Annotated in this window: 17 protein-coding genes; 5 read left to right on the plus strand and 12 right to left on the minus strand. The window is 64.6% G+C overall.

What is annotated here, in order from left to right; all coding sequences use genetic code 11:
- Positions 1 to 77: 77 nt before the first annotated feature.
- From dnaX to Mgrana_RS13390, 4 genes are all read right to left on the minus strand, one after another.
- A complete protein-coding gene (dnaX, locus tag Mgrana_RS13375; RefSeq protein WP_119358105.1) occupies positions 78 to 1,484 on the minus strand; it encodes a DNA polymerase III subunit gamma/tau in 1,407 nt (468 codons plus the stop codon).
- Between the two features lie 74 nt (positions 1,485 to 1,558).
- Positions 1,559 to 2,161, minus strand: coding sequence for an NUDIX hydrolase (locus Mgrana_RS13380; RefSeq protein ID WP_119358106.1), 603 nt, complete (start codon positions 2,159 to 2,161; stop codon positions 1,559 to 1,561).
- On the minus strand, positions 2,158 to 2,748 hold the full coding sequence (locus Mgrana_RS13385; RefSeq protein WP_119358107.1) for a MazG family protein: 591 nt from the start codon (positions 2,746 to 2,748) through the stop codon (positions 2,158 to 2,160). Before Mgrana_RS13385 ends, Mgrana_RS13380 begins: the two co-directional genes overlap by 4 nt.
- Positions 2,749 to 2,807: 59 nt before the next feature.
- Positions 2,808 to 3,296 carry a hypothetical protein gene (locus tag Mgrana_RS13390; protein WP_119358126.1) on the minus strand — a complete coding sequence of 163 codons (489 nt, stop codon included), beginning with the start codon at positions 3,294 to 3,296 and terminating at the stop codon, positions 2,808 to 2,810.
- 76 nt (positions 3,297 to 3,372) lie between these two features.
- On the opposite strand from Mgrana_RS13390, the gene Mgrana_RS13395 reads away from it, so the two are divergent.
- From Mgrana_RS13395 to Mgrana_RS13405, 3 genes are all read left to right on the plus strand, one after another.
- Positions 3,373 to 3,981 carry an SCO family protein gene (locus Mgrana_RS13395; protein ID WP_119358108.1) on the plus strand — a complete coding sequence of 203 codons (609 nt, stop codon included), beginning with the start codon at positions 3,373 to 3,375 and terminating at the stop codon, positions 3,979 to 3,981.
- A gap of 110 nt (positions 3,982 to 4,091) precedes the next feature.
- Positions 4,092 to 4,682 (plus strand): DedA family protein, encoded by a 591-nt coding sequence (locus Mgrana_RS13400; RefSeq protein WP_119358109.1) that lies wholly within the window; start codon positions 4,092 to 4,094, stop codon positions 4,680 to 4,682.
- Positions 4,683 to 4,732: 50 nt separating this feature from the next.
- Entirely contained in the window at positions 4,733 to 5,713 is a 981-nt protein-coding gene (locus tag Mgrana_RS13405) for an AI-2E family transporter (RefSeq protein WP_119358110.1), read from the plus strand.
- Between the two features lie 7 nt (positions 5,714 to 5,720).
- On the opposite strand, the gene Mgrana_RS13410 is transcribed toward Mgrana_RS13405, so the two are convergent.
- Positions 5,721 to 7,322 (minus strand): GGDEF domain-containing protein, encoded by a 1,602-nt coding sequence (locus Mgrana_RS13410; RefSeq protein WP_119358111.1) that lies wholly within the window; start codon positions 7,320 to 7,322, stop codon positions 5,721 to 5,723.
- A 98-nt stretch (positions 7,323 to 7,420) separates the two neighbouring features.
- Here Mgrana_RS13410 and Mgrana_RS13415 point away from each other — a divergent pair, with 98 nt between their 5' ends.
- A complete protein-coding gene (locus tag Mgrana_RS13415) occupies positions 7,421 to 7,879 on the plus strand; it encodes a tRNA (cytidine(34)-2'-O)-methyltransferase (RefSeq protein WP_119358112.1) in 459 nt (152 codons plus the stop codon).
- A 5-nt stretch (positions 7,880 to 7,884) separates the two neighbouring features.
- On the opposite strand, the gene Mgrana_RS13420 is transcribed toward Mgrana_RS13415, so the two are convergent.
- Together Mgrana_RS13420 and lysJ are read right to left on the minus strand one after the other, a co-directional pair.
- Entirely contained in the window at positions 7,885 to 8,952 is a 1,068-nt protein-coding gene (locus Mgrana_RS13420; RefSeq protein WP_371862087.1) for a [LysW]-lysine hydrolase, read from the minus strand.
- Between the two features lie 42 nt (positions 8,953 to 8,994).
- Complete coding sequence (gene lysJ, locus Mgrana_RS13425; protein WP_119358114.1) at positions 8,995 to 10,167, minus strand: [LysW]-aminoadipate semialdehyde transaminase LysJ; 1,173 nt, start codon at positions 10,165 to 10,167, stop codon at positions 8,995 to 8,997.
- A gap of 187 nt (positions 10,168 to 10,354) precedes the next feature.
- On the opposite strand from lysJ, the gene Mgrana_RS13430 reads away from it, so the two are divergent.
- The gene (locus tag Mgrana_RS13430; protein WP_119358115.1) at positions 10,355 to 10,594 is read left to right on the plus strand and encodes a ferredoxin; all 240 of its coding nucleotides are present in this window, start codon (positions 10,355 to 10,357) and stop codon (positions 10,592 to 10,594) included.
- Between the two features lie 67 nt (positions 10,595 to 10,661).
- Here the strand turns inward: Mgrana_RS13430 and Mgrana_RS13435 are convergent, their stop codons facing one another.
- From Mgrana_RS13435 to Mgrana_RS16875, 5 genes are all read right to left on the minus strand, one after another.
- Complete coding sequence (locus tag Mgrana_RS13435; protein ID WP_240631375.1) at positions 10,662 to 11,858, minus strand: MFS transporter; 1,197 nt, start codon at positions 11,856 to 11,858, stop codon at positions 10,662 to 10,664.
- 114 nt (positions 11,859 to 11,972) lie between these two features.
- Entirely contained in the window at positions 11,973 to 13,106 is a 1,134-nt protein-coding gene (wecB, locus tag Mgrana_RS13440) for a non-hydrolyzing UDP-N-acetylglucosamine 2-epimerase (RefSeq protein ID WP_119358116.1), read from the minus strand.
- Between the two features lie 116 nt (positions 13,107 to 13,222).
- A complete protein-coding gene (locus tag Mgrana_RS13445) occupies positions 13,223 to 15,856 on the minus strand; it encodes a C1 family peptidase (protein WP_119358117.1) in 2,634 nt (877 codons plus the stop codon).
- Positions 15,857 to 16,159, minus strand: a complete 303-nt coding sequence (locus Mgrana_RS17385) for a double zinc ribbon domain-containing protein (RefSeq protein ID WP_420845926.1) — start codon at positions 16,157 to 16,159, stop codon at positions 15,857 to 15,859.
- Complete coding sequence (locus Mgrana_RS16875; protein ID WP_170146486.1) at positions 16,098 to 16,814, minus strand: hypothetical protein; 717 nt, start codon at positions 16,812 to 16,814, stop codon at positions 16,098 to 16,100. The genes Mgrana_RS17385 and Mgrana_RS16875 overlap by 62 nt, the downstream gene beginning before the upstream one ends.
- Between the last annotated feature and the right edge of the window lie 55 nt (positions 16,815 to 16,869).

A 16,869-nucleotide genomic window follows, 5' to 3' on the forward strand; every position in this document is an offset into this window, starting at 1 on the left:
GGGCACCCGCTCCGGGGGTTGGGCAGAAGCCGCTGGCTGGGCCGGGGGTTCGGAGAGGGGTGGGGGTTCCGGCTCGGCTACTTTTTTTTTCCCCCCAGCCGCACCTCAACCTCGTAGGCCCCCAGGGTATCGCGGATGGCCAGTTGCACCGCCTCTACGTGCTTGAGGGCGTTCTGGTAGTGGAAGTTTTTGTCCTCGCTGAAGACCAGCACAAAGCGGTTCCCCTCCGGTGGGTAGGGGCGGGCCTCGCGGAAGAAGGCCTTTTGGGTCGGCTTGAGCTGGGCCAGCACCTCGCGCCAGGCCTGGTTGAAGTCGCCGATGGGGTCCGTGGCTGGGGCCTCAGGGGCGGGGGCCGGGTGCTCGAGCCTCGCTGCTTTTGGCCCAGGGCTGCGCTGAGGCTTGGGGTCAAACTCGGGGATAGCGGTTTGCGCAGGGCCTGATGCTGGAGCCTGTAGGGCTTGATACGCCGCCAGCACCGCCAGCTCGAGCGAGAGCGCATCCGAGCGCTTGAGCAGCCGCTCCATGGCCTCGTCCAGAGCGGTCATGGCCAAGACCAGCCGCTCCTCGGGGCTGCCCAGGTGAGGGCCCAGTCCCAGCCCCATCCGCCCGTAGAGTCCGGCCCGGAGGGCCTCCAAGAGCCCCTGGGCCAGGGTGCGCGCCGCGAAGCCCTGGGTGTAGAGGCTTTGCATCTCCTCCAGGGCCGCCCGGATCTGTCCCCGGTCAAGGGCCTCGGCGACCGCGAACAGCGCCTCTTGAGGGGGCAGGCCCAACGCGGCCTCGGTGGCGGCGAGGGTGAGGGGGCCTTCCAGGGTCAAAAGCCGGTCCAGCAGGCTCTCGGCGTCGCGCATGGCCCCATCCGCCAGCCGGGCCACCAGCTCCAGGGCGGGCGCTTCGGCCTCGCGGCCCAGGCCCTCCAGAATGCGCCGCAGCTTCTGCACGATCTCGGCCTCGGACAGCCGCCGGAAGCGGAAGTGTTGGGTGCGCGAGAGGATGGTGGGGGGCATCCGCTCGGGCTCGGTGGTGGCAAAGATGAAAATGACGTGCGGGGGGGGCTCCTCGAGGGTTTTCAAGAGCGCGTTGAAGGCGCTTTTGGACATCATGTGGGCCTCGTCGAGGATCACCACCTTTTTGTCTTGCGGCGAGAGGATGGGGGCCAGCAGGATGCGCTCTCGGAGCTCGCGCACATCCTCAACCGAGTTGTTGGAGGCGGCGTCAATTTCCAGCACATCCGGATGCCGCCCTTCACGCACCAACCGGCAACCCTCGCAAACCCCACAGGGACGCGGCTCGGCGCCGGTGCAGTTCACCGCCTGGGCGATGAGTCGGGCGCTGCTGGTTTTCCCGACCCCCCGTGGCCCAGAGAAGAGATAGGCTTGGGCCAACCGGCCTGAGCGCAGGGCCCCCAGGAGCACTTCCTTGACGTGCTCCTGACCTACCATCTCCTCGAAGGTAGTGGGACGAACCTGACGGTAGAGCGCGCTCACCGCTTACTAGCTTAAGGCTCGGAGGCCAAAGCGCAAAACCGCAGGGGTGCTCGAGCCTGCCCCGCTGACCCCTGTCACCAGGCCTGCTTGACCCGCTCGATGAAATCGTGAACGATGTTCCCGGTCACGCCCCAGATGTCGTAGCCCCGCCAGGGGTAGTGCCAGACCAACCGACGCCAGGGCCGGTCTGGTTCGGCGATCTGGGTGTCCTCGGGGTCAAGGGGGGGTTGGTTGGCCCTGGAGATGAACCGCTCCTCGGAGTAGGCTGGAGCGGCGATGAGTTCTTCGATGGGCACCCACAGCACCTCGCTCACCTCATGGGGGTTGGGGTTGAGGGTGGGCGGATGCTTGAGCTGCCCCAACAGGGGGAACACCCGGTAGCCAAAAGGGGAGAGGGTGGGGTTGAGCGGTCCCAGGATCTCGACACTCCCAGGCTCAAGCCCCACCTCCTCCCAGGCTTCGCGCAGGGCGGTGTGCTCGGCGGTCTCTCCGGCCTCAGAGCGGCCGCCGGGAAAGCTGATTTGCGCGGCGTGATGGGACAGATTGGCGCTGCGCACGGTGAACAGGAGCCGCCCCGACCATACCGGCAGCAGCACCGCCGCATCTACAAAGCCCGTGGGCAGGGCCAAGGGGCGCGGGGGAGGAGCCACAGCCGCCTTAAGGGCCTCGGGGTTCATGCGCATACCTGCTCGCACCGCTCGCGGAGCACCACCTCCGGATTGAGCTTTTCCCGCCGGGCCAGGGCCACCAGCTGCCACAGCGCCTCGGCCAAGTCTCCCCGGTTCAAGGCCTCGATGACCTGGGCCTCTGAGCCGCCGGGCAGCTCGAGCTTCCTTTGCAGCTCGGCCGCCCGGGCCAGCGCCCCTAGGCTGCGCGGCACCTGGTCGCACAGCGACCTCTGCGCCTTTCCCTCCGCTCGTTTAATGGCCTGCCAGTTGGCCGTGACCTGCTCGGGGGTGTGGGCTTGAGCCTGGCCGAACACGTGGGGGTGGCGGCGGATCAGCTTATCCACAATGTGTTGTTCAACCTGTGGATAACCAAAGGTACCCTCTTGCTCTCCAATGACACTGTGAAAAGCCACCTGCAGCAGCACATCCCCTAGCTCTTCGGCCAGCTCGGCAGGATTTCCGCTGCTCATGGCGTCTACGGCCTCAGCGGCCTCCTCGAGCATGTAGGGGCGCAGGCTCAGGTGGGTTTGCTCCTTGTCCCAGGGGCAACCATCCGGAGCACGCAGGCGGCGCATCACCTCCAGTAGGCGTTCCATACCCCTAACCTTACCCCTACCGATTTGGTCAGGGCCGTGACCTAAAGCACCGAAGGGGTTTAGGCGCCCGGTTTGCCCCCCGCGAGCCGCCACAAGAGAACCCCCCCAGCCAGGGTCAGCCCGACCAAAATCAGGCTGAGGGGGTCCGCGCGGGCAGGGTCCCCAAATACCAGGCCCAGCTCACTCGGGTAAGGCAGCCCCACGGTTCGGGTCAGCAGGAAGAGCACCCCTATGACCCCGGCCAGCCCCACCCCAAACAGGTAAAAGCCTCGCTCGCTGCTCTGGGGCAGCTCCAGCAGGCGGGCCAGCAGCAAAAGCCCGCCATACACGAGCTGGACCCCCAACAGCAGCATAAAAATCAGGGCGTACCAAAACCCGGCCCCTTGCAGGCTCAGCGGGGTTTCCCGTTGGCCCAGCAAGGCTCCACAGAGCCCGCCCCCCAGGGCGGTCTGGCCAAATCCCAGCATCTGCAGGAAAAATGGGGCAATCAGCAGCCCCGCCGCCCAGCGGGCCCTGGGGTCCCGGAAGGCCAATGGGGGTGAATCCATGGGATTCATGCCTAACCAGTATGACAGGAGAACCAAGGGACATTTGTTTTAATCTCTATGGGTTAATCTAGCGGGGATGATGCGCCGCATTCTAACGGTGGCTTTGCTCGTGGGGGTCCCCCTGGCCTTAGGATTGATGATCGTGAGCCAGCGGGATCAGTACCAGCCCTATGGCACCCGTTTGATGGCCCAGAAGGCCGCTTACGACTTCAGCCTCACCGCCCCCGATGGCAAGACGGTCAAGCTCTCGGACTACCGGGGCAAGGTCCGCTTGATCTTTTTTGGCTATGTGAACTGTCCGGATGTTTGCCCCACCACGATGCTCGAGCTGAGCAAGGTCTACAAAGCCCTGACCCCACAGGAGCAGGCCCGGGTGCAGGTGATGATGATCTCTGTGGATCCTGAGCGCGATACCCAGGAGGTGTTGGGCAAGTACGTTGCGTTTTTCAGCCCGGCCTTTGTGGGGCTCACCGGAACCCCCGATCAAATCGCCCAAGTTGCCCAGAACTATGGGGTTTTCTACCAGAAATCCAACATCAAGTCCGCCAAGGAATACACCGTAGACCACAGCGCTACGGTTTTCGCCGTAGACCCCCAAGGCAACCTGCGCCTGATCTATGGCAACGGCAAGCCAGCCCAGACCGAGAAGGTGGTACAGGATGTGCGCTGGATGCTCAAGGGCTAGGGAAGCCCATGCGTTAGGGGGCCGGGCCGCTATGGTTTGACTGGGGTTTGATCAGGGGCTGGCCTCTTGACCCTCTCTCATTCCAATACCCGGTACACTGCTCTATAGGTATGGAATCGGGCCTGGCGGGTTGGGTACAGACCATAGGTTACATTGGCATCTTTGCGGTGGTATTTGCGGAAACGGGCCTGCTGGTGGGGTTTGCCCTGCCTGGAGACAGCCTGCTGATCACCGTAGGAATCCTGGGGGCGGCAGGAAAGCTGCAGTTGTTTCCGGCCATCACCGCCCTGTTCATCGGCTCGTTCTTGGGCAACAACCTGGGGTACTGGCTGGGGCGGTGGGCGGGGCCCGGTTTGCAGCGCCGAGTGCGGGCTGATCACTTGGAGCGCACCCAGCTTTTCATGCGGCGCTTTGGGGCGCTCTCGCTCTTGGTGGGGCCCTTTATCCCGATCGTGCGGGCCTTGGTGCCTTTTGTCTGCGGTACCTTGCGCATGCCCTACGGGCGTTTTCTGCCCCTCACCTTGCTGGGTAGCTTGATCTGGACGGTGGGGCTGACCCTGTTCTCCTACTGGGTGGGCTCTAAGATCCCCAACCTCGAGAAGTACGTGTACCTCATCCTGCTGGTCGGGATCTCGGCAGGGGTAGTACCGGCGGCGATCCGCTTTTTCCGTCGCCGGAGCGCCCGCTCGGTGGAGATGTAGGCCCGCTTGTGGAGCAGGAAGAGGGCTGGGTCACCCGGTATGCTTGAGGGGTGAAGCTCGACCAGGCCTTTTTCCTGCGGGTGGCCCTGTTCTTGTTTTTGCTGTGGGCCACCACCCGGCTCACCGATTTGTTTCTGTGGGTGTTTCTGGCCTTTACCCTGGCCGCGGCGGTGGAGCCGGTGACGGCCTTTTTCGCCCGGCGGGTAGGGCGTGGGCTCGGGGTCAGCCTGACCTATCTCGGGCTGTTGGCGGTGGTAGTGTTGGGGGTATGGGTGAGTGCGCCGGTGCTGGTGGCACAATTCCAAAAGCTCTACATCGCTGTTCGAGAGCTTCCTATGCAGGATGTAATTCCGGGATTATCGGGGGCAGGGCAGAATGTGCTGGACTCGGTTCTGGGCTCCTTGGCTTCAGGGGCCCGCACCGCGAGCAGTTACCTGCTGCGGGTGGTGGGAAACGTGGCGGATGCGGCTCTGGCCCTGGTGTTGGCGGTGATGGTCAGCCTCGAGCCCCACTTGGTGAGCCGTCTGGCCAGCTACCTACCGGGTGAGCGCTGGACCGAGGTGCTCCAGACCACCTGGGCTCGGATGGGCTTGTGGGCCCGGGCCCAGCTTGCGGTGGCTCTTTCCTTTGCCCTGTTGTTTGGGTTGTGGCTGACCATCATCGGTACCCCAACCCCGTGGGCCCTGGCGGTGCTGGGGGGGGTGCTCGAGGTGATGCCTTTTGTGGGGGGGGCAACCATTGCCCTGCTGGCCACCCTGATCTCGCTGTCCAAGGGGCTTACGGTGGCCGGTCTGGTCTTGGTCGGATACGCGGCGATTGCCCTGCTGCAAGGCAAGCTGCTGATCCCCCTGATCTACGGGCGCATTCTGGGCTATCATCCGGCCACGGTACTGCTGGCCATCTTCGTGGGGGGAAAGCTGTTTGGCTTTCTGGGAATTTTCTTGGCGGTGCCGGGGTTTATTTTGGTGGCCAGCCTGTATCGCTTTTGGTTTCAGCGGCCTCGAGAGGAACCTGGGGTGCTGGAGCCCTAATCTGGTATTAGCGTCCGAAGGGCCTGAGGGTAGGCGGGGTGGCGGAGTATATCCGGTCACGCCCGGCCTGTTTGGCGTCGTAGAGGGCGCTGTCGGCCTGCTCGAGCCAACGGTTTACGGTAGCCATGCTGGTGGGGATCTCTCCTCCAGCCATGCCCCCGGAAAGGCTCAGGGCCCCCTCAACCTGGGGGATCTGTAGCTTCTTGAACTCCAGCCGTACCCGCTCGAGCATGCGTCCGGCGTCTTCGAGGCCCGCTCCGAAGAGCACCAGGCAAAACTCCTCCCCCCCCAGCCGTACGGCCAGGTCATCCGCCCGGGAGATGGTGCGCAGCAGTTTGGCGAGAGACTTGAGCACCTCGTCTCCGGCGGCATGGCCGAAGCTGTCGTTGACCCGCTTGAAGTGGTCGAGGTCCAAGAGGGCTAGGGTGATGGGCTTTTGGGTCTCCTGCGAGAGCCGGATCAGCCGGTTCATGCTGCGCTCGTAGCCCCGCCGGTTGAGCAGGCCGGTGAGCGGGTCGGTGTAGGCCTTGCTGCGCCACTCGCTGAGGGTTAGCGACAGCCGCAGGCGCTCGGTGAGGATGGGGGCCAGCGCCCCCAGGCCGCGCTCATCCTGGGGAGGGCTGCTGAAGTAGAGGCGGCCCTCAGCAGGGTTATCCAGGAATAGCTCGAAGTTGTACACGTAGGGTCCGCTGTGCCCGACCCGCTGGACGATATCGGTGCGGATCTCGAGCCCCAGCAAATTCGGGAATAACGGTTTAAGCCCCTCCAGCACGCTTTGCATTACCCCTTGGAGGGAGAGGATCTGGGTGGAGGTGTTGCTCGAGAGCCCCTGCAGCAGACCGATCCAACGCTCGAGGCCGCACTCCGCGCGCTGAATCCGGGTGTAGACCGCCAGCCCCATCCAGGCCAGGGCCACGACCATCAGATAAGCAAAGGTGGCCAGGGCCCAAGGGGCGGCTTTGACCTCGGGCGAGTCCAGCGCGAGGAGCACCAGCGCCAGCACCAACCCCAGGTTCATGAACCCCAGCAGTTCCTTGGGGAGGTGCTGGCTGCGGCCCTCGAGCCACCCCCCCCAGCCCACCAGGATGAAGCCCAGGCCCAGGGTAAAAGGGGTGAATAGGGTCAGGGGGGTTCCCAGCCCTACCGGGGCCAGGGTCCCCGCAGCCATCAGCAGCAGGCCAAGGCTCCAGGACACCCGGGCCTCGCTGGCGGTGCCCCGCAGGGCAGCCTCAAGGGCGGGCAAGGCCAGTAGGGGCGGTAGCAGGGCGGCCAGGGAGACCAGGGTGTGCAGCGAGATATGGGGCCAACTCACCGCAGCATAAGCCATCACCAGCAGGGCCGGAAGGGGCCCCAGGGCCCTTTGGGGGAGGGCTTTGGGCTCCAGGATGTACAGGCTCCAGAGCCAGCCCAGAACCCCTAGCCCCAGCAACCCATCGGGGAGCCCGGGCAGCGGGCTTGGCTCGAGCCCGCGGCTGGCCGCGCTCAACCCCCAGGCCAGGGTGCCCAGGGCCGCCCCGCGCCAGGCCGGCTCCCCTCGAGACCGAACCCAAAGCACCACCCCGGAGACCACACCGAGGAGGGCTAAGGCCAATGCGGGCAGTTCGGTCATGAGAATGAAGGTAGCACAGGCCTCTGGCCCGAAAGGCCCGTCCTCAGCGTTACGCTGAGGGCTCAGGTTATGGGCAATTGCGCTAGTATGGTCAGCGGATGCTCAAGGTGGTGCTGTACCAGCCAGAGATTCCACAAAATGCGGGCAACATTGCCCGTACCTGCGCGGCGGCTGGGCTTGAGTTGCACCTGGTTCGCCCCTTGGGGTTTCAATGGGCGAGCCCTAAGCTCAGGCGGGCGGGGCTGGACTACTGGTCGGAACTGCACTACACCCTTCACGATTCCTGGGAGGCCTTCTTGGCGCGTTTGCCCGACTCGGCCCAGGTCTGGGCCTTTAGCAGTAAGGTTTCCACCCGCTATAGCCAGGTGCGGTATGGCCCCGAGGATTATCTGTTGTTTGGGCCGGAGAGTCGGGGGCTACCCCAGGCGGTGCTCGAGCGCTTCCCGGCGGTAACGATCCCCATGCCCGGAAGAGGGGGGCGCTCGCTCAACCTGGCAGTAGCGGTGGGAATTGGGGTGTACGAGGCGCTGCGGCAGCTGGAGTTCCAGGTGCGGTGAGCGGGTCAGGCCAGGGCCAGCCGCTCGAGCGCCCTTTGCAGCACCTGGATGGCCTGGAGAAACTCTGGAATGCGCACGTGCTCGTTGGGGGTGTGGTCGAGCTGGGAATCACCGGGGCCGTAGGCCACCATGGGCACCTTCCAGTGGGGGGCTACCACGTTCATATCGGCGGTTCCGGTCTTGTACTTGAACACCGGCTCCCCCCCCAGGCTCCGGATGGCGATGCGCAGGGCTCGAGTCAGGGGGGTATCCTTCGCCCCCACATAGGGGATCTCCGCCCCAAAGAACTCGAGGCTAAGGGCCGGGGAGGCATAGGCCCGCAGATGTGCCTGAGCCTGCTCCGGCAGCAGCCGCGGCGGCAAGCGCAGCCCCAAGGTGAGCTCGGCGAACGATTGGGTTCCGGTTTGCCCCATGCGGAAGTCGCGCAGATCGAGCTGAACTTGGGCAAAGGGCCCCTGGCCTAGATTCATGGCCTCGGCCCAGGCTTTGATGGAAGCGTAGTACGTCAGAAGCTCCTCAGCGGCGTTGGCCTCGAAATGGGCCGAATGGAACCCGTCTTTGCTGCGCCGGGCCCTGAGCACCAAACGCCCCTTGTAGCCCAGGGTGATGGCCTCCCAGCCCGAGGGTTCCCCGATCAGGACAAAGTCCGGGTGGAGCTGACCGACCACAAAGCGAGCCCCCTTGGAGGTGGGGGCCTCTTCCTCAACCGCCCCGACCAGGTGCAGGGTCATCCGCTGGAGGGCTTCTTGGCTCAGGGCGGCTCCGGCCAGCATGAAGTTCACGAAAGGGCCCTTGGCGTCTACCGCACCCCGCCCATACAGGGCATCCCCCTCGATCCGCACCGGGACGGTCCCCGGTACGGTGTCAATGTGGCCGAGCAGCACCACCTGTAGGGGCCCCGAGCCCAGCACCCCTCGAGCGTTCCCGGCCTCGTCTATCCAGGCCTGGGAATACCCCAGCCGCTTCATCTGCTGGGTCAGATACTCGGCTACGGCGCGTTCCTCCCCGGAAACGGAAGGAATCTCGAGCGCCCCTTTCAACAGCGCTACTGGCTCAAGCTTCATCGGTTCCAACAATACCGGTTTGTTGGCCTCCGGGCCAAACCGGTCAGCGGCCTAAGACAAGACCGCGCGCACCGCCTGCACCACCTGCTCGAGGTCGCTCTTTTCGATCACCAGGGGGGGCAGGAAGCGGATCACGCGGGGCCCGGCAGCCAGGCTCAGGATGTGGTGCTGCTGCTCGAGCCGGGTGATGTAGGGGGCCGAGGGCTCGCCCAGCTCGAGGCCGACCATCAGCCCCAGCCCCCGAACCTCGCGCACCTTCGGGGAGTCTATGCTGCGCAGGGCCTCGATAAACTCCCGGCCCAGCTCCGCGCTGCGCTCCCAGAGCCGGGTGTCTTGGAGGTAGCGGATCGCAGCAACCCCAGCGGCCATGGCGAGGGGGTTCCCACCAAACGTGGTGCCGTGCCCGCCCTTGGGCATTTTTTCGGCCACCTCCGCGGTCATGGCGCAGACGCCGATCGGCACCCCACCCCCCAGGGCTTTGGCAGCGGTCATCAGATCGGGCACCACCCCAAAGTGTTCGAAACCCCAGACTCGACCGGTGCGGCCCATTCCGGTCTGAATCTCGTCGAGGATGAGCAAGCAGCCCTTCTCCTGGGTGATCTGCCGGGCCGCCTGGAGGAATTGCGGTGTGGCTGGATACACCCCGCCTTCTCCCTGGACGGGCTCGAGAAATACCGCGGCCACACTGTCATCCACCGCGCTTTTCAGGGCCTCGACATCGTTGTAGGGGACAAAAACCACCGAGTGGCCGTAGGGCCCGAACGGCTCGCGGTACTTGGGTTCATACGAAAGGGCTACCGCGCCCAGGGTGCGGCCCGAGAAACCCCGCACCGCGGCCACAAACTTGCGCTTACCGGTGGCCATCATGGCGAACTTAAGGGCGGCCTCATTGGCTTCGGTACCGGAGTTGCAGGGGAAGTAGCGGCTGAGGACCGGCGGAAGAACGCCCTGAAGGGTGTCATAAAACTCGGCCCGCTTGTCGTTGGGCAAGGTCTGGGGCAGGATCATCAGGGTCTCGGCCTGTCGCTTCACCGCCTCGACCACATAGGGGTTGGAATGGCCCAGGTTGGCCACACCGTAACCGCCCACGCAGTCTATGTACTCCTGCCCTGCGCTGTCCCACACCCGGGCCCCCTTACCGCGCACGATCACCACCTCGTGCTTGGTGTAAATGCCGGAGTCGTGGGCCTTTTCTAGCTCGAGCCAATCCTTTACCGTCTGCATGGCGTACCTCGTTATTCGTTTATACACTTCTTTATGCGCTTTGTGAACCCCGCCCGATGTCCGGGTGCCCCCAGCATAGTCCCTACCCCATAGAGAAAGGTGTGTCCCCTTGACTTCTTTGGAAATTCCTTACAATAGGGTCTGCTTCGGTGGGTGCCCCACACCCCCCCTTTAGGAGGCTTTAGCTATGCCGCACGTAATTACCGAGCCCTGCATCGGAACCAAAGACAAGTCCTGTGTAGAGGTCTGCCCAGTGGAGTGCATCTACGATGGTGGGGATCAGTTCTACATCCACCCCGATGAGTGCATTGACTGCGGGGCCTGTGTGCCGGCCTGTCCGGTCTCGGCCATCTACCCTGAGGAGGATGTGCCGGAGAACTGGCAGGAGTACATCGCCAAAAACCGCAAGCTCTCGGGCCTCGAGTAGGCTTTGGAAAAGGTGAGAAGCCCCGGGTCCGGCCCGGGGTGCTTGCTTTAGCTCGAGGCCTTGGGAGCTAGGGGAGCTGCAGGGCTTGGGCTCGAGCCTGCGCCTCGGCCTCGATCAGCAGGTTGCGCCGAATGCGCCACGACAGGTAAAACACCCCAATCAGCCGCAGGGCGACCGAAGCCAGGATGGGCAGGTGGTAGGGGCTGGGGCCGATCCCCAGACTGCCCAGCGCCCCTCCCAGCAAAGCCCCCAATACACTGCCCACGGCGTAGGCCATCCAGTACAAGGCCAGGTAAAGATTGCGGCGCTCGAGGCTCGCGCTTTGCAAAGCCACGTTGGTCAGGGCGGTGCTCAGCCCAGCCCAGGCGAAGGGGTCGCAGACCGCCGCCACCCAGATGGTCTGGAGCCGGCCCGGTGCGGCCAGCAGCCACAGCGGGGGCAGTACCATCGCGGCGATGGCGCTGGTCCACAGCAGCACCCGCCAGTGCCCGGCCCGGTCGGCGATGCGGCCCCATAACGGCCCTACAAAAAGCCCCACACTGGCCGCGATCACCGTCCAAAGCCCTACCTGGGCAAAGGTCATTCGGTCGTACTGCAACCACAAGGGCACCACGAAGGGGGAGCCTACCGAGACCGCTCCCATAAACAAGGTCACGAAGCCCAAGAACCCGCGAAAGCGCCGGTCACCAAACGGGGCCAAGAACTCCCGCAGACGTGGAACTGCGGGGGTGGTCGGGGGCTCGAACTGCCAACGCAGGATGAAGGTCGAGGTGACCCCGGCGGCCACCCCTATCCCCAGTACGATCAAGAAGCCCCAGGGCTTGCCCAGGTGATCAATCAGACTCCCGGCGGCCAGGTTGCCCAGAGTGCCCACCAGCCCCAAAAAGGCATTGCGAAAACCGAAGTAGCGCCCGCGCTGTTTCTCCGGCACCAGATCGGCCATCCAGCTGGTCCACAGCACGTTCACCGGGGCAATCACCAGCTGAGACACGGCCGCGATCAACAGCAGGCCGGGGATGCGCCAGGATTCAGGCAACAGCGGCAGAAGGAGAACCCCGGCGAAGAGGGCCCGCCCGCCGCCCGCCAGGAGGATGCTGAGCCGCTTGCGGCTGCCACGGGTAAATAGGGCCAAAGGGGCGGCTAGCTGCCCTACCGCGGGCAGCGCTCCCAGCACCGCCAGCGCGGCGGGGGTAGCCCCTAACCAGAGGGCGTATCCGGTGGTGACCATCCCGGTAGCCCAGTTGATGAACAACACCGCCAACATCCCCTCCCAGATTGAAAGCTGTTGGGATCGAGCGGGTTCGGTGGGGGGAAGTAGGCGCACAAGATACGATTATTGGCGGATATTTGGGCGGCTTCAATAGGCCTCGAGGCTGATCTAAGGCCTCGAGGCCACCCCGCTCCAATCCGCTGGTCGCTCGGCCAGCCCCAATCGCCAGGCCACCCCCTGGGCGCAGCGCCAGGCGGCCTTGCCGTCGCCGTAGGGGTTGGTGGCGCTGGCCATCCTGCGCCGGTCGGCCTCGTCGGTGAGAAGGCCGCTGACCATCCGATACACCCCCTCGGGGTTGGTTCCGGCCAGCCGCAGAATCCCCGCTTCTACCCCCTCGGGCCGTTCGGTGACATTGCGCAGCACCACCACCGGCACCCCCAGCGCGGCCCCTTCTTCCTGGAGCCCCCCTGAGTCGGTGACGATCAGCTCGCTCCGGCCCAGCAGGGCCGACATGGGGCCGTACTCGAGCGGATCCAGCAGCACGAAGTTGGGCAGGCCTTCCAGCACCGGCCAGACCGCCTCGCGCACCACCGGGTTGAGGTGAACCGGGAATACGAAGGTGTATTCCGGATGCTCCCGGGCCACTCGAGCTAGGGCCTGGGCCAAGTCCCCCAGTACCCCCCAGTTCTCGCGGCGGTGCAGGGTGACCGTGACCAGCTTTCCCTGCGGAATCCCCGCCGGGAGCTGCCCTACCTTAGCGGCGTAGAGCACCGCGTCTACCCCGGTCTGGCCGGTCACCAGCACCCGGTCGGGGTCTTTGCCTTCGGCCAACAGATGGGTCTTGGCCAATGCGGTAGGCGCCAGGTCCAAGTCGGTAAGCACATCGGTGAGGCGGCGATTGGCCTCCTCGGGGAAGGGCTCGGCCAAATTCCCCGAGCGCAGCCCAGCCTCTACATGCCCCACGGGAATTTGGCTCAGAAAGCTGGCCCAGCTCACCGCGAAGGTGGTCAGCGTATCGCCGTGAACCAGCACGTAATCGGCCTGTAGCGCCTCGAGGGCTTCAGCGGTTTGGGGCAGGATCCGGGCTGCTAAGGCCGGGAGGCTTTGGCGCTCGGTCATCACCTCGAGGTTGAGCGCGACCGGAACCTCGAATAGGGAGAGGGCCTGAACCAGCTGCTCACGGTGCTGACCGGTCAGCAACACCAGGGGCTCGAGGCCCGACTGGGCCTTGAGGGCATGATAGACCGGAGCCATTTTGGTGGCCTCAGGACGGGTTCCAAAGGCCAGGATGACACGCTTCATACCCCCACACTACTATGACCCTGACTACTTTTCGCAATCAGGCCAAAAAGGCCTTCCCGGATGGGAAGGCCTCGGCAAACGGGGTGGCTCCAGGGTGAAACCCGTCGGGAACCGCTCTAGTTGAGCCGGAACGAATAGTAGGTGCACCGGCCGCTCCAGACCGTGAAGGGGCCCTTGCTGCGGCTGGGGTCGGGCGCATTGACCTTTACGGTGACCCGGCAGTTGTCGGTGCCGAGCCCCGCATTGTAGACGTTGTAGAGGTCAAAGACGTTGCTGCTCGAGGCCGTATCGGCGCGGAGGAGGGTGTCAAACCCTGGGCCGCTGACATAGAGCTTCCAGTCATAGGTTAAGGTCTCGTTGCTGGGGTTTTCCACGGTTATGCCGCCGTAGTAGCGGGTAGGGGCAGGCCCGATGCGCAGGGTGCAACCGAGATCGCTCAGGATGATGGTGCTGCCCCCTGCGACCTTCACGCTCCCGCAAAAGCGGAACTGTCCGCTGCCGGTGAACTCCCTCGAGTACACCCCGTAATCGGTGACCGTTGGGTAAGGGTTTACGGGCGGGGGCAGTACGTTCAGGGTCGCGGTCTGCGAGGCGGTGGCCCCGTCACTGTCGGTGGTGCTCACCCGCACCTGCCTCCAGCCTGTCGTGCCAAACGTGACCTGAACCTGGCAGCCCGTCGAGGCCGAAAGCGTGTCGGGCGCGTCCACTGCCCAAGTGGTGTTGGTACAGAGCTTGGTGACGTCGGGCTCGTTGGGGTCGGTGATCAGCGCGGTGATGGGATACGCCACGCCCTGGTTGGCATCCCCGCCGTATTGCAGGGTGATTGTGGGCGGGGTGTTGATCACGTTGACGACAAAGCTCGAAGTGGCCTGGCTGCTGCCGTATTTGGCCAGGAGGGTCAGGGTGCGGCTGCCTTGGGTGGCGAAGGTGCGCTTCAGCTCGGGACCAAACAGGCTGTTGGGATCGGTGTTCCAGCTACCGTTGTAGAGGGTGCCGTCCTGGCTCGAGGTCACGGTCAGGTTGACGCTTTTGGCCACGGGGTGGGTGATTTGGAAGAACTGGGCCAGGTTGGTCTCGACCCGTAGCTGCACGGTAGCGGGGTTGGTCTTGAGGGTGATTTTTGGGGCCTCGGAGCCCCCCGGAGCGGCCTGCTCCTGTTGCCAGGCCTGGCTGCGGCGGCCATCGAAGTTCAGCACGCTCAAGGAGTTGAAGAGGCCGCTCACGTAATCCGCAGGAACATAGTAAAACCCACCGTCGCCCGCGCCGCAGCCCCAGGAGTTTTTGACGATGAAATACCCCCCACCGCCAATGTTGGGGGTTTGGCCGAACTGGGTCATGTCCTCGTTGGAAAGGAACCCCACGATCTGCACCGCGTGACCGCCGTAGGAGCCGCTGACCTCTTTGCCCTTGTCGTCGAGCCTGGTTTTGGCATAGTTGCTGACCACGCCGTCGTTTTTCACGTCGTCCATGAAGCCCTTGTACACCGGGAACGAGGCCAGGAGCACGTAGCCCTGTGAGAGGTAGTTGCGCAGGAGGTTGAGCTTGAAGGTTTCGCCGTTTTTCCAGACTTGGATGGTGCGGCTCGAGGCCACCCCCGGCCCGCCAAAGGTCACCTTGGCGTAGCTGCAGAAGGTGAAGATGAAGGTGGTGCAGACCCGGCGGCTCTCGTGGGCGGTGTCGGAGCAGGTGCCGGTGTAGCCGTTGCAGCTATTGGCATAGGAGCCACTATCGCCGTCCTTGACACTGGGCCGGGAGCTGGCCCGGTTGTAGGTCCAGGCCCCCTCCGAGGGGAAGCTCTGGCCCTTGTCCACCGCGGTCTCGAGGGCCTTCTCCGACCAGTAGCCATCGGTGTAGTCGCTGGAATCCCAGTCCTGCTTGACCTTGTTGACCAAAAACTGCTCGGAAAGGTCTACGGGGTTGTTGTTTTGCACCCGCTCGCGGCTCTCGAGGGCCCCAATTGCGGTGAAGGCCCAGCAGGTGCCGCGCTTGGCCTGGTTCTTGACCGGGCTGATGAAATTCTTGAGGGGGAACCAGAAGCGCTTGACCAGATTGGTGGGGGTGCAGGGGCCGTTGTTGTCGGTGCCGTTGCCGGGGTTGATGGCCTGGGGGCGGATACCGCCGCCGGGCTCGAGCCGGGCGGTGCGCAGGCTGGCGGGCTTGCTCCCCAGCAGGTCGTTGAGCTGTTGAAGGGCCGCCTGGACCTCGGCCAGGGTTTTCCCTTTGAGGCTATCGGGGGTGGGGGCTTGGGGCTTGAGGTCGTCGGGCAGGAGCGAGTAGCTCAGGCTGTAGTCGGCCAGGGCATTGTCTAGGCTCTGCGCACGCTGTTGGGTCTCGACGGCGTTGTGGAGCTGGGTTCCCAGGCCAAAGAGCACCACCGGTTCCCCGCCCGGCCCGCTGACCGGGCGGTCCCCCTCAAAGCTGGGGCTGCCGGTGGCCTCGTCCAGCAGGGCGGCGGTGTTGGGATCTGGGCTGGGGAGGTTGCCCAGGAAAGCCTTATCGCTTTGGTACTGGGTTTCCCGGGCCTGTTTGGCCGCGGCCACCGAGGCGGTGCTGGTGAGCACCAGCTCACCCGAGGCGATGCCCTTCTGGAACTCCTGGGGGCTCACCACCTGGGCATCTGCCGGGAGGCCCTCCTTCCAGGCATTCCCCTCGCTGAACAGATTGGGATCGGGTTTGCTGCCCCCCGAGGAGCAGGCCACCAGTACGCTGACCAAAACGGCCGCGATGCCTAGCCACTTAAATGTGTTCATCTAACCCCTCCTGTTTTCTGGAACCTTGGCCAGTTCGAGCCCGCAAACCCCGCAAAACCTGGCATAGGGCGAGGTAAACCGAGCCCCACAGCGGGGGCAGGCCTCGAGCAGCCGCTCGCCGTCGTTGAGGCAGTAGTGCTCTTGTACATGGGCTGGTACGGCGCGGGAGCAGCGCGGGCAGATGTGATAAAAAAGGCCGGATTCTCCTTCCACATGGTCACCTCCGTTATGGCCTGATGTCTTACTTCTGGCAGTCCAGCCGCACCCGCAGGCTGGGGGTTGGGGTGGTATAGCTGGCCCCACTGGCCCGGATGGTGTTCTCGAAGCCCGTGGGATTGATCTCCAGGAGCAGCTTGGTGGGGGTTTTGATCTGGTCTTTGGGGGTGTCGTAGCGATACCAGAACTTGAGCTGGTGGGTCAGCACGCCCCCTGGGGGGAGGTTGGCAAAGGTGAGCTTCTGCACGTCCAGAGCATCAGCGGTCAGGGTTTGGGCGTCGTCGAAGGCGACCTGGATGCCCCCGTCGCGCATCCCGGTAAAAACCGGCTGCACCATGGCCTTGGCGCCACTGCGCAGTTCTACTGTCACCCCCCAGCCCTGGGTCTCGAGGGGGGTTCCCGCGTCCTTCACGATGGGCTCGAGTTTGGTGGCCCGGAAGCGCCAGATGCCGTTGAAAAGGGTCTCGCCCAGGCAGCCTTCCAGCGAGGCCCGCTGGTTGGCCCCGCCGGGGGTCTGGTTGGCGGAGGCCGAGCCGCCCAGGGTCAGGGTGGTTCCCTTGAGGTTGTAGCCAATTCCCAACTCCTTCAGCACCGAGAGGGGCAGATAGGTCTTGCCGTTCACCACGATGGCCTTATCCGGCATGACCTGGCCGCCCACCACGATGCTGTAAGTGGTGCCCGCTGCCAGCGCCATACCGGCGGCTAAAAGCACGGCCAGGGTGCGCAATCTAGGGTCGAACATGGGTGCTCCTTTCAACCTCCAGGGTGGGGCTGGGCTGGTCAGGGGGCGGTCAGAA

Origin of the sequence: Meiothermus granaticius NBRC 107808, assembly GCF_003574355.1 — a bacterium.
GTDB classification, from domain to species: domain Bacteria; phylum Deinococcota; class Deinococci; order Deinococcales; family Thermaceae; genus Meiothermus; species Meiothermus granaticius.

Coding starts and splice junctions, on each gene's coding strand:
- Mgrana_RS13415 (WP_119358112.1), top strand. CDS start 7,421: ATGCTCAAGGTGGTGCTGTACCAGCCAGAGATTCCACAAAATGCGGGC.
- lysJ (WP_119358114.1), bottom strand. CDS start 10,167: ATGCAGACGGTAAAGGATTGGCTCGAGCTAGAAAAGGCCCACGACTCC.
- Mgrana_RS13435 (WP_240631375.1), bottom strand. CDS start 11,858: ATGTTGGCGGTGTTGTTCATCAACTGGGCTACCGGGATGGTCACCACC.
- Mgrana_RS13445 (WP_119358117.1), bottom strand. CDS start 15,856: ATGAACACATTTAAGTGGCTAGGCATCGCGGCCGTTTTGGTCAGCGTA.
- Mgrana_RS13380 (WP_119358106.1), bottom strand. CDS start 2,161: ATGAACCCCGAGGCCCTTAAGGCGGCTGTGGCTCCTCCCCCGCGCCCC.
- Mgrana_RS13430 (WP_119358115.1), top strand. CDS start 10,355: ATGCCGCACGTAATTACCGAGCCCTGCATCGGAACCAAAGACAAGTCC.
- wecB (WP_119358116.1), bottom strand. CDS start 13,106: ATGAAGCGTGTCATCCTGGCCTTTGGAACCCGTCCTGAGGCCACCAAA.
- Mgrana_RS16875 (WP_170146486.1), bottom strand. CDS start 16,814: ATGTTCGACCCTAGATTGCGCACCCTGGCCGTGCTTTTAGCCGCCGGT.
- Mgrana_RS13390 (WP_119358126.1), bottom strand. CDS start 3,296: ATGGATTCACCCCCATTGGCCTTCCGGGACCCCAGGGCCCGCTGGGCG.
- Mgrana_RS13385 (WP_119358107.1), bottom strand. CDS start 2,748: ATGGAACGCCTACTGGAGGTGATGCGCCGCCTGCGTGCTCCGGATGGT.
- Mgrana_RS13400 (WP_119358109.1), top strand. CDS start 4,092: ATGGAATCGGGCCTGGCGGGTTGGGTACAGACCATAGGTTACATTGGC.
- Mgrana_RS13410 (WP_119358111.1), bottom strand. CDS start 7,322: ATGACCGAACTGCCCGCATTGGCCTTAGCCCTCCTCGGTGTGGTCTCC.
- Mgrana_RS13395 (WP_119358108.1), top strand. CDS start 3,373: ATGATGCGCCGCATTCTAACGGTGGCTTTGCTCGTGGGGGTCCCCCTG.